The sequence below is a fragment of the Thalassospira xiamenensis M-5 = DSM 17429 genome (genome assembly GCF_000300235.2).
GTDB lineage: Bacteria > Pseudomonadota > Alphaproteobacteria > Rhodospirillales > Thalassospiraceae > Thalassospira > Thalassospira xiamenensis.
This window is the reverse complement of record NZ_CP004388.1, coordinates 3,910,678-3,925,285: the sequence shown is the minus strand read 5'-3', so window position 1 is coordinate 3,925,285 and position 14,608 is coordinate 3,910,678. Positions and strand designations below refer to the sequence as shown.

At 54.3% G+C, this 14,608-nt stretch carries 10 protein-coding genes; 6 read left to right on the top strand and 4 right to left on the bottom strand.

The window, feature by feature from the left end:
* Positions 1–11 precede the first annotated feature (11 nt).
* Positions 12–4,562, top strand: coding sequence for a glutamate synthase large subunit (gltB, locus tag TH3_RS18215; protein WP_007091672.1), 4,551 nt, complete (start codon positions 12–14; stop codon positions 4,560–4,562).
* Positions 4,563–4,743: 181 nt separating this feature from the next.
* On the top strand, positions 4,744–6,033 hold the full coding sequence (gene pncB / locus TH3_RS18210; protein WP_007091671.1) for a nicotinate phosphoribosyltransferase: 1,290 nt from the start codon (positions 4,744–4,746) through the stop codon (positions 6,031–6,033).
* Positions 6,034–6,050: 17 nt separating this feature from the next.
* Here the strand turns inward: pncB and TH3_RS18205 are convergent, their stop codons facing one another.
* From TH3_RS18205 to TH3_RS18195, 4 genes are all read right to left on the bottom strand, one after another.
* Positions 6,051–6,281 (bottom strand): hypothetical protein, encoded by a 231-nt coding sequence (locus TH3_RS18205; protein WP_007091670.1) that lies wholly within the window; start codon positions 6,279–6,281, stop codon positions 6,051–6,053.
* A 155-nt stretch (positions 6,282–6,436) separates the two neighbouring features.
* Positions 6,437–6,607 (bottom strand): hypothetical protein, encoded by a 171-nt coding sequence (locus tag TH3_RS23105; protein ID WP_156962614.1) that lies wholly within the window; start codon positions 6,605–6,607, stop codon positions 6,437–6,439.
* A 309-nt stretch (positions 6,608–6,916) separates the two neighbouring features.
* Positions 6,917–9,274, bottom strand: coding sequence for an ATP-binding protein (locus TH3_RS18200; RefSeq protein ID WP_007091669.1), 2,358 nt, complete (start codon positions 9,272–9,274; stop codon positions 6,917–6,919).
* 45 nt (positions 9,275–9,319) lie between these two features.
* Complete coding sequence (locus TH3_RS18195; RefSeq protein ID WP_139328057.1) at positions 9,320–11,131, bottom strand: ABC transporter substrate-binding protein; 1,812 nt, start codon at positions 11,129–11,131, stop codon at positions 9,320–9,322.
* A 616-nt stretch (positions 11,132–11,747) separates the two neighbouring features.
* Here TH3_RS18195 and TH3_RS18190 point away from each other — a divergent pair.
* From TH3_RS18190 to TH3_RS18175, 4 genes are all read left to right on the top strand, one after another.
* Positions 11,748–12,026 (top strand): hypothetical protein, encoded by a 279-nt coding sequence (locus TH3_RS18190; protein ID WP_007091667.1) that lies wholly within the window; start codon positions 11,748–11,750, stop codon positions 12,024–12,026.
* A gap of 91 nt (positions 12,027–12,117) precedes the next feature.
* On the top strand, positions 12,118–13,332 hold the full coding sequence (locus tag TH3_RS18185) for a hypothetical protein (protein ID WP_007091666.1): 1,215 nt from the start codon (positions 12,118–12,120) through the stop codon (positions 13,330–13,332).
* Positions 13,333–13,442: 110 nt separating this feature from the next.
* On the top strand, positions 13,443–13,802 hold the full coding sequence (locus TH3_RS18180; protein ID WP_007091665.1) for a TraR/DksA family transcriptional regulator: 360 nt from the start codon (positions 13,443–13,445) through the stop codon (positions 13,800–13,802).
* Positions 13,803–13,848: 46 nt separating this feature from the next.
* Complete coding sequence (locus tag TH3_RS18175; RefSeq protein ID WP_007091664.1) at positions 13,849–14,601, top strand: lipase chaperone; 753 nt, start codon at positions 13,849–13,851, stop codon at positions 14,599–14,601.
* Positions 14,602–14,608: the final 7 nt, after the last annotated feature.

Sequence of the window (14,608 nt, the reverse complement as noted above, 5' to 3'; positions counted from 1 at the left end):
GAGAGAGAGTTATGAACAAGATTATTCATGACCGTGGCGCGCAAGAGATCGCCCGTTTTGAAAAGAATGCCGAACATCTGTCGGTAAACGGTATGTATGACCCGGCCGAAGAACATGCCAACTGTGGTGTGGGTCTTGTCGGTGCGATTGATGGCAAGCCACGTCGCGAGGTGGTTGAAGCCGGTATCGAAGCGCTTAAGGCGATCTGGCATCGTGGTGCCGTTGATGCCGACGGCAAAACCGGCGATGGCGCAGGCATTCACCTGCAAATCCCGCAGGATTTCTTCAAGGCGTATCTGAAGGTTATCAATCAGGAAGCCCCGGAAAGCCTGATTGCGGTTGGTCAGGTATTCCTGCCGCGTATCGATATGTCGGCACAGGAACGGTGCCGTGCCATCGTTGAAACCGAAATCCTGAAACAGGGTTACGGCATTCTTGGCTGGCGTCAGGTTCCGGTGGATGTTTCGGTTGTCGGTGAAAAAGCCAACCAGACGCGGCCTGAAATCGAACAGGTTCTGATCGGTGCGCGGGGTGACGTTGATGAAGACCAGTTCGAGGTCGATCTTTACACCATCCGTCGTCGTGTCGAGAAAGCGGTCCTGTCCGAAGCGATCAAGGATTTCTATATCTGTTCGATGTCGTGCCGTTCGATCATCTACAAGGGCATGTTCCTTGCCGAGCAGGTCGACATTTTCTATCCGGATTTGCGTGACGAGCGGTTTGTTTCGAATTTCTGCGTCTATCATCAGCGTTATTCGACCAACACCTTCCCGAGCTGGCCGTTGGCGCAGCCGTTCCGTGTTCTGGCCCATAACGGCGAGATCAACACGCTGCGCGGTAACGTCAACTGGATGAAAAGCCACGAAGCCCGCATGGCGCACGAGGCATTTTCCGACACCATCGAAGATCTGAAACCGGTCATTCAGCCGGGGTCATCGGACTCGGCCGCCCTTGATGCCGTGTTCGAACTGATGGTGCGTGCCGGTCGTGACCTGCCGATGGTGAAAACCATGATGGTCCCCGAAGCATGGTCGAAAAAGGCATCGACGCCGGACAGCTATAAAAACCTTTATGCCTATTGCAACGCGGTGATGGAACCGTGGGACGGCCCGGCGGCACTGGCAGCTTATGGCGGCAAGTGGTTGATGGGGGGGACCGACCGCAATGGTCTTCGTCCGCTGCGTTATGCGGTGACGGGCAATGGTCTTCTGATTGCCGGTTCCGAAGCAGGCATGGTGCATATCGACGAGGAAAGCTGCCTTGAAAAAGGGCGGCTTGGCCCGGGGCAGATGATTGCCATCAACCTTGAAGAAGGCAAGCTGTACCATGACAGCGAGCTTAAGGATAAGCTTGCGAACCGTCGTGACTGGTCGAAATGGGTGGGTCGCACCAAGGTGCTTGATGACCTGATTTCGCCGGAGCACACTGAACCCGCGCGCCTCGGCAAGGAAGCGCTTCTGCGGTTGCAGAAGGCAATGGGTCTTACGCACGAAGACCTTGAACTGATCCTGCATCCGATGGGTGAAGACGGCAAGGAAGCCATTGGCTCGATGGGGGATGATACCCCGCTTGCGATCCTTTCGGATCGGTATCGCGGTTTGCATCACTTCTTCCGCCAGAACTTTTCGCAGGTAACCAACCCGCCGATTGACTCTTTGCGCGAAGCCCGCGTCATGAGCCTGAAAACGCGCCTTGGCAACCTTGGCAACATCCTTGACGAGGATGAAAGCCAGTGTGACCTGCTTCAGCTTGAAAGCCCGGTTCTGACCAATGCCGAGTATGACGCGATGCGCGGCTATATGGGCGATACGGCGGTCGAAATCGACACCACGTTCGACATTAATGGCGGCGCGTCAGCACTGCGCGATGCGATTACCCGCATCCAGCGCGAAGCCGAAGAAGCCGTTCGTGGTGGCGCGCTTCATATCATCCTGACTGACGAGGGCATTTCGGCCGAGCGTGCCGCAATCCCGATGGTTCTGGCGACGGGTGGTGTGCACAGCTATCTCGTGAAAACGTCGCTGCGTACCTATATCTCGCTTAACGTCCGTTCGGCGGAATGCATGGATGTGCATTACTTTGCGGTTCTGATCGGTGTAGGTGCGACGACGGTGAACGCCTATCTGGCGCAGGAAGGTCTTCTGGACCGTTATGCGCGCGGGCTGTTCCCCAATGTCGGCAGCACGGCCGAAGTCATGCAGCGTTTCAAGGCGGCGATTGATGCCGGACTGCTCAAGATCATGTCCAAGATGGGCATTTCGATCATCAGTTCCTATCGCGGTGGCTATAACTTTGAAAGTATCGGCCTGTCGCGGTCGCTGGTGGCGGAATTCTTCCCGGGTATGCCGTCGCGCATTTCGGGTATCGGCCTTCAGGGTATCCAGCGTCGTTGCATTGCCCAGCACAAGGAAGCGTTTAACGGCAATGTCGTGACCCTCCCGGTCGGTGGTCTTTACAAATATCGCCGTTCGGGTGAGCGCCATGTCTGGACCGGTCCGCTGATCCATACGTTGCAGTCATCCGTCACCACGGGGTCGTATAATACCTTCCGCAAGTTTTCGGAGGGGCTTCGTTCGCGTGAACCGCTTCATCTTCGTGATTTGCTTGATTTCCGTTCCGACCGTAAGCCGGTTCGTCAGGAACAGGTTGAAAGCATCACCGAAATCCGCAAACGGTTCGTAACGCCGGGCATGTCCCACGGTGCGCTTTCGACCGAAGCCCACGAGGCGCTGGCGATTGCGATGAACCGCATCGGTGCGAAATCGAACTCTGGCGAGGGCGGTGAATCGCGTGAACGTTTCCGTCCGCGTTCGAACGGGGATAATGCGCGTTCATCGATCAAGCAGGTGGCATCGGGTCGTTTCGGTGTGACTGCCGAATATCTGAACAACTGTGAAGAAATCCAGATCAAGGTCGCCCAGGGTGCAAAACCGGGCGAAGGTGGTCAGCTTCCGGGCTTTAAGGTTACGGTTGAAATCGCACAGCTGCGTCATGCGACGCCGGGTGTGACCCTGATTTCGCCGCCGCCGCATCACGATATTTATTCCATCGAAGATCTGGCGCAGCTGATCTATGACCTGAAACAGATCAACCCGCGTTGCCGCGTTTGCGTCAAGCTGGTGTCGCGTTCGGGGGTCGGCACGATTGCGGCCGGTGTGGCAAAGGCAAAGGCCGACGTCATCCTGATTTCAGGTTATGATGGCGGCACCGGTGCCAGCCCGCAGACCTCGATCAAATATGCCGGTATTCCGTGGGAAATGGGCCTTTCGGAAGTCAACCAGGTTCTGACGCTGAACAATCTGCGCAGCAAGGTGAAACTGCGTGTCGATGGCGGGTTCAAAACCGGCCGCGACGTGGTGATCGGTGCGATGCTGGGTGCTGAGGAATTCGGTATCGGTACCGCATCCCTGATCGCGCTTGGCTGCATCATGGTGCGTCAGTGCCATTCGAACACCTGTCCGGTTGGCGTTTGTACCCAGGACCCGGCATTGCGTGCCAAGTTCGTCGGCACGGCGGACAAACTGGTCAACCTGTTCACGTTTATGGCCGAAGAGGTCAAGGATATCCTGGCCGAGCTTGGCTATGACAACCTGCAGGAAATCATCGGTCGTTCGGATCTGCTGCAGCAGGTTCACCGCGGTGCGAAGGACCTTGTTGACCTTGACCTGAACCCGCTGCTTGCACAGGCCGATGCCGGTGATCACAAGCGTTACTGCACGATTGAGGGGCGCAACGAAGTGCCCGATACGCTTGACGCCCAGATGATCAAGGATGCGCGCGCATTGCTTGAAGACGGCGAAAAGATGCAGCTGCAATACAACATTCAGAACACGCAGCGTGCTATCGGGACGCGTATTTCGTCGCTGATCACGCAGAAATATGGCATGACCGGCCTGAAACCGGGCCATCTGCATGTGCGTTTGCGCGGTTCTGCCGGTCAGTCGCTGGGCGCGTTTTCGGTTCAGGGGCTGAAAATCGAAGTTCAGGGCGATGCCAACGATTATGTCGGCAAGGGTCTTTCGGGCGGTACCATCGTCTTGCGCCCGCGGCCATCAAGCCCGCTTAAGACCAACGAAAACACGATTATCGGCAACACCATCCTTTATGGTGCAACGGCGGGCAAGCTGTTTGCAGCCGGTCAGGCCGGGGAACGTTTCTGCGTTCGTAACTCGGGCGCGACGGTTGTGGTCGAAGGATGTGGTTCGAACGGTTGTGAATACATGACTGGCGGTACCGCCGTGATCCTTGGCGCGGTTGGCGAGAACTTTGGTGCAGGCATGACCGGCGGCATGGCGTTCATCTATGACGTCGAGGGCACCTTTGGCGATGTCGTCAACGATGGCTCCATCCTGTACCAACGTATTGAAACCCAGCATTGGGACGAAGTCTGTCGTTCGCTGATTGAAGAGCATGTTGCGGAAACCGATAGCGGTTTTGCACGCACCATCCTTGACAATTGGGATCGCGAACGCGGCAATTTCTGGCAGATCGTGCCGAAAGAAATCGTCGACAAGCTGGAAAACCCCATTCGCTCGATGAGCGAAAACCAGGCAACTGCGTGAACCATTTTTCACGCTTTTGCGCAAGCTCCCTTGTCCATACACCCGGACAAACAAACTGGCCCCGTACTTTGTACGGGGCTTCTTTTTTTGCCGGTCGGGATGTTTGCGGGGTGGCGCTTTCGCCGGGGGACATTGATACTTATGTCAAAGCGAACATCTTTGCCAATCTGACAGGTGGTTCATGACCGTTACCGATATTGCCACACGGACCTATAACCACAATTTCAAGCTTGATCCGATCATCCGCAGTCTTCTGGATACCGATTTTTACAAGCTTCTGATGTTGCAGGCGATCTGGCAGGAACACCCGGATGTGGACGTTACCTTTTCGCTGATCAATCGCAGCCGACATATAAGGCTTGGCGATATCATCGATGAAGGCGAATTACGTGCGCAGCTTGACCATGCACGCAGCCTGCGTTTTACCCGCCAGGAACTGATCTGGCTGGCGGGGGCGACATTTTACGGGCGCAACCATATGTTCAAGCCGGAATTTATCCGCTGGCTTGGCGATTTCCAATTGCCGGAATATGAATTGCGCAAGATCGACGGGCAGTTTGAACTGCATTTTACGGGGCCATGGACGCATAGTTCTATGTGGGAAACACCGGCCCTTGCGATCATTACCGAATTGCGGTCGCGTGCTGTGTTGCGCAATCGCGGGCGGTTCGAACTTGATGTGCTGTATGCGCGTGCCAAGGCCAAGCTTTGGGAAAAGGTTGAACGGCTTCGCGATTTGCCAGACCTTGTTCTTGCCGATTTCGGCACCCGGCGGCGGCATGGTTTTTTGTGGCAGCGCTGGTGTGTCGAAGCCCTGAAAGAGGGGATCGGCAACCGGTTCATCGGCACGTCAAATGTGTTGCTGGCAATGACCGCGGATATCGAGGCGATTGGTACCAACGCCCATGAATTGCCGATGGTCGAAGCGGCGATTTCCAAGAATGATGACGAACTTGCGGCTTCGCCTTATCGGGTGCTGGAGCAATGGCGCCAGCATTACAGCGGCAATCTTCTGATCGCGTTGCCCGATACATATGGAACGGCGGCGTTCCTAGAAGGCGCGCCCGACTGGCTGGCAGACTGGACCGGATTTCGCCCCGACAGTGCGCCACCGATTGAGGGTGGCGAACAGATCATCCGATGGTGGGAAGAACATGGCAGGGACCCGCGCGAGAAGCTTCTGGTGTTTTCTGACAATCTCGACATTGATGCGATTATCGAAACCTATCTGCATTTCCATGGCAGGGTCCGCATGAGCTTTGGCTGGGGCACGAACCTGACCAATGATTTTCGCGGTTGTGATCCGGCGGGGGAACAAGGGCTTGAGCCGATGTCACTGGTGTGCAAGGTGACAAGTGCCAATGGTCATCCGGCGGTCAAGCTTTCAGACAATCCGGAAAAGATTTCTGGCGATCCCAGGCAGGTCGAACGTTACATCCGGGTTTTTGGTCATCCCACAAGGCAAGGATAGGCCGGGATAAGGCCTGATCAAAGGACAATGTTCAGATATGTCCCGCGCCGCGCGTTGTGGTCAATCTGGTCAGCAGCGATCAGATTGCGCAGACGGGCAAGTTGGGCGGCGATGAAGCTGTCGGATGAAGGTTGATCCATGTTCGCGGCAACACGGCCGCGCGTACCCGAAGGCACGCCTTGCGGCATGGATCGGGCATCAAGAAGGCCCGTTTGTGTGGCGCTGCTGCCAATCCGGTTGGTTGCCATGAGTTTATCCGTTCTGAAACTGCAAAAACATTAGCATGATCAACGGGTTTTGTCATGACGTTGAAGCGGGTAGCGGGTGGGACCGTTGTGGACAGGGACGCACACAGAAAAAGGGGTGGTCAAAACCACCCAAGGAAGCTAACGAGAGGGAAAAATCACGCTAGAAGATTGACGCGGGTGCCACGTGGGCCGCTGGTTTCAAGTGGCTGATAGTCGGTGATAATCGACCCAATCATTTCGGTAAGGCCTTGTGCCTTCTTGGTTGCAGACATTGCCGCATCAAGCGGCGCAGATACACCAGTTCCGGGTGTGATTGCGTTACTCACGGCTTGAGCTGCTGAACTCAGTCCTGAACCTACTGAACCGACCATTGTGTCCTCGCCTCAAATTTCGTGAAGTTGAGTATCTGTAAAATCAGATATTGCTGCTTCTGACTTAGAGATTAGGTTTCAATTAACACTTTTAAAGTGACAGCTGTCACAATGTGGCATTTGAACCCGATGACATTTTTGTGAGCCGTTTTATATCAATGGGTTATCTATGGCTGGAATAATAAAATTTTTGCGTGCGGGGGGGGGGCTTGCCGTGCGGAAGACCAGAACATTGGATGAGCTTGAACGAATCGAACAAGGTTTCTAAAGACGCTGGCGTTCGGTTTTATGGGCCAGGGCCTCGTGAATGGCTTTTTGCAATTGGGCCGGGCGGAACGGTTTTTTGACAAAGATATAGTCGCCCAGCATCTTTTCCATTTCCTTGCGTGTGCGTGCCGGATAGCCCGACATGAAGACGACGGCCAGATCGGGATATTGACGTTGTGCTTCGATCGCAAGTTGCGGTCCGCTCAGTCCCGACATCACAACGTCGGTCAGAATGACATCAATGCGATCTGTTTTCTGGGATTCGGTAATGATTTGTAGGGCTTCTTCGGCACTGCGGGCCACAAGGGCATCAAAGCCGGCATCTTCAAGGATGATCTTGGCGGTCGTGCGCAGGGATTGCTCATCATCAACAATCAGAACCCGTTCGCCATTGCCCGGAAAATAGTCGATTTCCTGCAAGGCGGATGCCTTGACCTTTCCGGCTTCGGAGCGCGGCAGATAGATCGAGAAGGTCGTGCCTTCGCCCTCGACGCTTTCGACATCGATAAAGCCGTTCGATTCTTCGACCCAGCTATGAACAATCGACAGTCCTAGCCCGGTGCCCTTGCCGGGTTCCTTGGTCGAGAAGAAGGGTTCGAAGATGTTGCCAAGAATGTCGGCAGGGATGCCCGTGCCGGTATCCTGAACTGTTACCACGACATAGTCGCCTGCGGCGGCCTTCGGGAAGATGTCATCTTCGTCATCGGGGGAGCGTTCATCCGCAGGCGGGATTGTCGCGCCATAGCAGGAAATCTGCAATGTACCGCCATCGGGCATCGCATCACGGGCATTGATCGCAAGGTTCAGGATGCAGGCCGAAAGCTGTGTCGGATCAACGCAGGTGTAAAGCGGAGCATCATTGGCCCAGATTTGCAATTCAATACGGTGTTCCAGCAGCGTGATCAGCAGCTTTTCCATTTCGGTAATGGCTGTATCGACCTGAACGACGGTCGGCTGATCAATCCGGCGGCGCGAGAACATCAGAAGCTGATCGGCGACACTGGTGGCGCGTTCACCAAGGGAAATCACATGGTCCAGATATTCCTTGACCCGTTCGGGATCATCAATTTTCGCGCGAGCTACTTCGGCAAAGCTTAGAATACCTGCAAGGCAATTGTTGAATTCATGCGCCACGCCGCCTGCCATCTGACCGACGGCTTCGAGTTTTTGTGACGTGGCGAGCTGACGTTGCAGGGCATGCTGTTCTTCGGTCGCGCGGTGCTGTGATGTGACGTCACTACCGGTGCCACGATACCCCTTGAACGAGCCATCAAGATCAAAAACCGGGACGCCATTGATGCGCCCGAAATGTTTTTGTCCGTCCCGCGACATCCAGGAAAATTCGAAATTCTGGAATGCAAGATGACTTTCGAGCCGTTTGATCAGACTGTTCCAGCTATGATCTGTTTCAGCTTTGAGGCCCAGTTTATCAAAGGATTGACCCTGCGGGGAGCCGTTCAGTTCTTCGATCAGCTGATAGAATTTGTAGGATGCAAACGCGATTTTAAGGTCCGGCCCCATTTCCCAGTACCAGTCGGCGGACGACAGGGTAAAGTCGCGGAAACGTTCCTCGCTATCGCGAAGGGCCTCTTGGGCGATCTGGTGCTGGTTGGTGCGCCGCTCCAGGCTTTCGGCCATGGTGTTCAGGCCACGTTCAAGCGCGCCGATTTCGTCGCGACCAGCCGGTTTCAGTCGGGCGCTAAGCTTTCCAAACTGGATTTCAGAAACAAATTGCGCGGCCGTGATCAGGCGACGCAGAACGGTTTGCTGCATGAAAAGGAAAATCAGTCCCGACGTCATCAGAATGCACAGAACCGAGCCGATCAGCAGAACCGACTGCATCTGTCGCTGGCTTTGTTCCAGACCGAGGGTCGAGACCTTGAAATAAGCAAACATGAAGGGCTGGTTGGCATTCAGGCTGAACAGGGGTGTGATGCTGACCATGTTGCGGCCATCCGGGCCATCGGTGGTAAACAGCACCTGACTGCGCAAATCGGCAGAAAGCCGGTCTTTGGGGAAATCCGGTACAGAGGCAATATCGGATCCGATCAGCATCGGGTCCATAGCGTGATAGATCGTACCATCAAAGCCTATGGCCATGGCTTCGCGAAGATGCGGTCCCAACAGCAGTTCAAGCTGCTTGGGATCGCTAATGACGGAAATCTTGAGCTGTTCATCCTGAATCAGGCGACCGGGCGCACTGATCTGTTCGGCGATCCGCCGATCAATTTCTGCACCGAAATATTGAACATAGTAACCACCAAATAGGCCAAGCAGTATGGTTTCGACAATGACAATTGCGATCCCGATCTTGAAAACCAGACTGCCAAACAGGCGGTCAAAAAGCTTCTTCACGCCAACCTCTAAACCCTGGCCCAGCCTGATTGCCGGTGAATTCTGTTATTGGCTCTCAAGATAATACTGGGATGGATTGGTTGGTGCCGGTGTGGCATAGCTCCAAGCCGCCGGGATGACCTTGGGAACATTCTTGAAGTTCTTTGCCACAAGCCCTTTGCGATTGGGCGGCAAGGCAATTCCCATAACGTAAAACTGATTTGCGCTGATGTCGAGAATATCGCGCATAAGTTTATTCTGTTTTTCTGCATCTGCGGTGGCTTTCAACTGGTTATAGAGTTCCAGTTGACGGATAACCTCGGCCGGGGGCTCAACCGCGTCGGGATTTTCCGGGTCGGAATACCATTGTGCCCAACCGGTGGCGTACCAAGATGATTCACTGGATACTGGCAGGTAGTTGATCGGCAGAACCATGGCATCAAGCCCGCCATCACCGCCCCATGCGCTGGCATGGTGATTGTTTTTTTCACGCATATCGACAAATACATCACGCGATAAGTCGCGGGCGGTCACATCAAGTCCGACATCACGCCAGTAATCGATAACGGCAGAGAGCATTTCGAAGCGGGATGCGCCTTCGGTATCGATGGTAAAGGACAGCCTTTTGCCATCGGGACGCAGAAGGAAACCTTCGTCGTCTTTGCGTGTCAAACCGGCATTCGCCAGATGGCTTGCGGCAAGTACCGGATCATAGGTAATGAACTGGCGTGCGAGAACCGTGTGGTAAAGCGGGCTTTCGGGACGTGGTGCGGCCTGATGGGGCAGGGCACCGGGAACGAACCGGCCAATGATGCTGTCGCGGTCGATGGCATGCGACAGGGCCACGCGGAATTCCTTGTTCTGGAATATGTCGCGAAGCACCGGGTCCCTGTCGTTCAGATTAAGCGACAGGGTCAGGATATTCATGTCGCTTTCAATCAGCGTGAAGGATTGCAGATTGTTATTGGCCGCAAGAATTTCGTCCACGCGGCGGCCAATATGGCGTTCCTGCATATTGACCCTGCCTGTGATGGCGGTGTCACCGGCTTCATCTTTGCTGCCGACCAGATCAAAGGAAACCCGATCAATATAGGGTAACTGACGTCCGCCCGGATCGATTTTCCAATAAAACGGATTGCGAACCGCAACCAGCGGATCGTCTTTGCCATATGTCCCGGTCAGAATCCAGCCGTTCAGGGTCGGAACCTGCGGGTTCATCCAGCGGCTGGGATCGTCTATGGTGCCCGGCATTCCGAACACCGAAAGGAAGCGATCTTTCCAATCCTTGAAGCCAAGCTTTTGCGCATCGGCATCTGCGTGCCTGTTATATTTCGGAAGCAGGGGCCTCAGGAAATGGGCGGGATAGCTTACCGGTTCGACACCTTCGGGCCGGGCAAGAAAGGTCGGAAACAGCCCATAGGGCGTGTCGAAGCGGAACGCGACCGTGGTTTCGTCGATTTTTTCAACATGCACCGGATTTCCGCCTGCGGTCAGCCATTCAGGCGTCGCATTGCCAAAAGCCGGATTGCGTAAAATGTCGTCGTACCAGAAGGATATATCCTCGGCGGTAAAAGGCGCACCATCCGACCAGCGCATGCCCGGACGCAACCGGAAGACAAATTCCGTGGCGTCACTGTTGGCCTGCATCGAAAGAGCAACGTTGGGAACCGTGTCTGTCCATTGCGGGGTCCAGCGCAGAAGCGGTTCATAGCCGATCGTCCTGATCAGAAGGGCGTGATCGCGTTCCGAATTTTGCGCCATCATCCAGGTGCCGCCATACTGGCCAAGCTTGTCAGTCGGGGTAACAATCATCGGGGTCTTGGGCAGGCGTTCTGCGGCCGGGGGCAATGTGCCGTTCGCCACCATCTCGGCAAGCATCGGCGCTTCGCCGAATTCGGCTGCATATGCATTATTCCGGGGCGCGGTCAAAACCACGGCCAGCAATAATACCAGCGATATAAAGCAACCCACTACCCTGTACACTTCGGGCTTCCCCTGAATTTCTTATGCTTATCGAAAGGTATCGATTATCCTACTCTTAGGTGGTGAATATCCTAAAGCCATTTCCGGGTAAAGTTCTGAAAGCGGATTTTCCCCTGATCTTTTAAAGATGCGCGAGCTGTTCGTTTTTACAACGCAAAGGCGGATAATTTTCCTATTTGCACCTTTTGGGATCGATAAACAACATATCGGTCCGCCGTGTTTTCGCTTGAACCATGTGAAATGAAGCGATTGAAGGGCCCCGGTTACGCCAAGGTCAAGAGTTTTGACCTTGATCTGTGCCGGTTTCCCGACCATTTGGACAGGAATGATCTTTTGCCCCGATCAACGGCGAATTCGACTAAAGTTTAACATAACCTAATATGGGTACTGCCATCATATAAGCTTTCGGCGATCAATTTCGTTCTGGGCCGTTTCGTGGGGCATTTGACGTCAAAGACACCAATTGTGATTCTTCTTGTCAGAACGAGCGGATCGGAGAGACAATTTCTGAATGGCAAAAAAATCTGCATCATCCGGGCAGGCTTCTTCTGATCCGGGGTATCTGCCCGGGCCAAAGCCGTCTGCACCGATCCCGCGTTATCAGCCGGGATCATCGCCGGGCCGTCATCGCCCGAACGATGAGGGAGATGGTATTGATGCTGGCAGTTTTTCTGTGGCCGGTATCGACGGGAAAATTGATCGTCGCAAGGCCAATATTGCAAACCGGATTGTCGATACCGATCCTGGACAGGCATTGCGTGTGATCAGAAATTGGTTGGCCCAGAACTGATGGTCGTTTCTGATCTTTGTTTCTGTTTCACTTTGCATTTCGGGCGGCACCTGTTTTAAGTCGTCGAACACACCGATGACAGGGGGCCAGCGTGACAGATTTCAATTCCTTGATAGAGCAGCAGTTCAGTGCTTTTGATCCGGACTATTCCGATAGAAAAGGTGCCTATGCCGACAAGCTTGCCCCGCTGGAAGAAAAACTGATTGCGGCCCAGCAGACCGGCAACAGCATGGCCGCGTCCGATCAGTATATGATCGAGTGCAAGTGGTTGCTGCTTTATACCGCTGACTGGGATGGGCTGGAAAAGAAGATAGCCCAGTTTGAAAAATCGCTGAAAAACAAGGATCAGGACTGGGCCGAGGAACAGGTGGCAAGCGATGGTTCGTGGGGACCATGCTATGACCAGTGGTTCCTGAAGGTGGATGCGATGATCGATGCGATCAACGCGCTGGCAGACGAGGGGATTGCACCGGATTATCCGCTGACTTTTCTGTCGCCGATTGCCAAACCCGCCGATCTTGTTGCCTGGCTGGACAGTCAGAAAACATCACGGATTTTTGCCGATGGTCTGGATCGCCGCGATGCATTGGGCGCGGTCAGTGCCGCCTTGTCGGAAATGTGCTTCAAAAGCGAAATCCGCGATTATTTCCGCCAGTATGTCAAAGGTTTCGATCTTAGCGACGATTATATCGCAGCTTATAAAAGCTGGCTGGATGATTGGCAGGACGCGCAATCGGGATATTGGGGCGGCTGGTTTGAAACAGATACGGGCGATATTCTGAAAAGCCCGGACCTTAGTCTGACGTTCCACAATATTTCGTATCAGCATGGCAAGGTCGGGCTTTGGCCCGCTATTTTCAAAACGACACTGGCGATCCGTGATGATGCCTATCCGTTTGGCTGGAAGCACAATGGTGACTTCAACAATCACAACAATTATGACGTTGCCAAAATCTTTGACCTTGGCTGGGCGGAAGTCGACAGCGATAGTCAGAAATTGGCATCAGCCGATATTTCCACGATCCTGGACTGGTGTCTGACCAAATCCATGACGCCGGATGGCGGGTTCATCGATGACCCGACTTTTTATAATTCGGTTGGGTCGGCGTATTATTATGGTGTGTCGTTCCTTGATCAGATTGGATATTTCGGCACAGATATTCCGTTCTGGACCGACCATGCCTTTGCCGATGGTCCTGCACTGTGCTGCAATATCCAGAAAAAGATGAAGGCCGAAAAACTCGATGATGACGAAGCGGAGGCGGCGATGGAGAAGCTGTTGGATGCCTGCGGAAACTGTGGCTAGGCAAGGCTGAATGCCGGGGTGGAACAAATTCGTATCCCCCCTTGGCGAAATGCATCGGTCGCTACCCATATATATGTTTTATGGCGGCAACAAATCGATGAGGGACCAGAATGTCTGAGCGTAGCGATATTGACATTGCATTCTTGCGTCAGCGACTTGAAGACCGGCGCGCGGATATAAGTGCCCATTCAAATCATTCGGAAGATTATCGAAAGCCGGTCGAGCTTGATCAGCAGGCCGTCGGCCGCCTGTCACGGATGGATGCGCTTCAGGATCAGCAAATGCATCTGGAACAGGAGCGTCGTCGTGCTGCCGAACTTGATCGCATCGAAAAGACGCTGGCCCGGATCGAGCATGCCGATTACGGCTTCTGCCACAATTGTGGCGAAGAAATCGAGAAGAAGCGTCTGGAATTTGACCCGACCACACCGCTTTGCGTTGATTGCGCTGCCCATGTCAAACACAGTTAGGGACGGATTGATCAAACCGGTCAGACCGAATTAACGTATCTTTTATATGGCAGATCAAAGGGCGAAACACGTTGCACCCAAATCATCGATCAGGTGGGGCGCGGTTGCAGTATGCATTCTGATCGCGGTGTTTCTGTTTGTGACGCCCAACGATCATGCCTCCGCACAGCAAAACAGTTGTGCGGTTGCGCGTGCGCCTGTTGCAAGCCTGTCATTTATCAATCAGGACCCGATGCTGGATCGTCATCGGTCTGTGCGCTGGCTTAACAACCGGGCCAATCAGGGAAGTCGTTATCTGGTGACCGGCCTGACCGAATATGAACTTCAGGCGCGGTTTGACATGCGCCTTGAGCCGGTCGAGGTCGGCGTTGGGGCATTCTGTCTGTATCCGATCCGGATTAACCCCGAGGTCGAAGTGATCAAGCATCTGGTGTATGTCGCATCCGAGCTAGAGCGTGGCACATGTGAATATGACGTGGTCTATGCCCATGAAGGGCAGCACGTGCAGATCAATCAGCATATGGAACAGGATATCCAGCGGGAACTTGATGCCATGGTCTCCGAAATTATGGCGGACTTTGCCGCCATGCGACCAGTTGGTGCGGGCGAGGTGCAACGCCTGCAACGGCGGTTACTGAACCAGTATGGACAGGATTTCAAACGCCGTTTGCGCGCCATCGATCTTGCGCGGCGCGAAGACCATCGCGCGATAGATACCCCGGATGAATATGAACGGCTATCGAAGGCGTGCGGGCCAAATTCGGCATTCCAGACAACATTGCCCGATGCAATGCGCTGACGGATTT

What these genes read in the sequence shown, in the direction of transcription:
- gltB (WP_007091672.1), top strand. Translation starts at nt 12, where the DNA reads ATGAACAAGATTATTCATGACCGTGGCGCGCAAGAGATCGCCCGTTTT.
- pncB (WP_007091671.1), top strand. Translation starts at nt 4,744, where the DNA reads ATGACCGTTACCGATATTGCCACACGGACCTATAACCACAATTTCAAG.
- TH3_RS18205 (WP_007091670.1), bottom strand. Translation starts at nt 6,281, where the DNA reads ATGGCAACCAACCGGATTGGCAGCAGCGCCACACAAACGGGCCTTCTT.
- TH3_RS18195 (WP_139328057.1), bottom strand. Translation starts at nt 11,131, where the DNA reads ATGCTTGCCGAGATGGTGGCGAACGGCACATTGCCCCCGGCCGCAGAA.
- TH3_RS18190 (WP_007091667.1), top strand. Translation starts at nt 11,748, where the DNA reads ATGGCAAAAAAATCTGCATCATCCGGGCAGGCTTCTTCTGATCCGGGG.
- TH3_RS18180 (WP_007091665.1), top strand. Translation starts at nt 13,443, where the DNA reads ATGTCTGAGCGTAGCGATATTGACATTGCATTCTTGCGTCAGCGACTT.
- TH3_RS18175 (WP_007091664.1), top strand. Translation starts at nt 13,849, where the DNA reads ATGGCAGATCAAAGGGCGAAACACGTTGCACCCAAATCATCGATCAGG.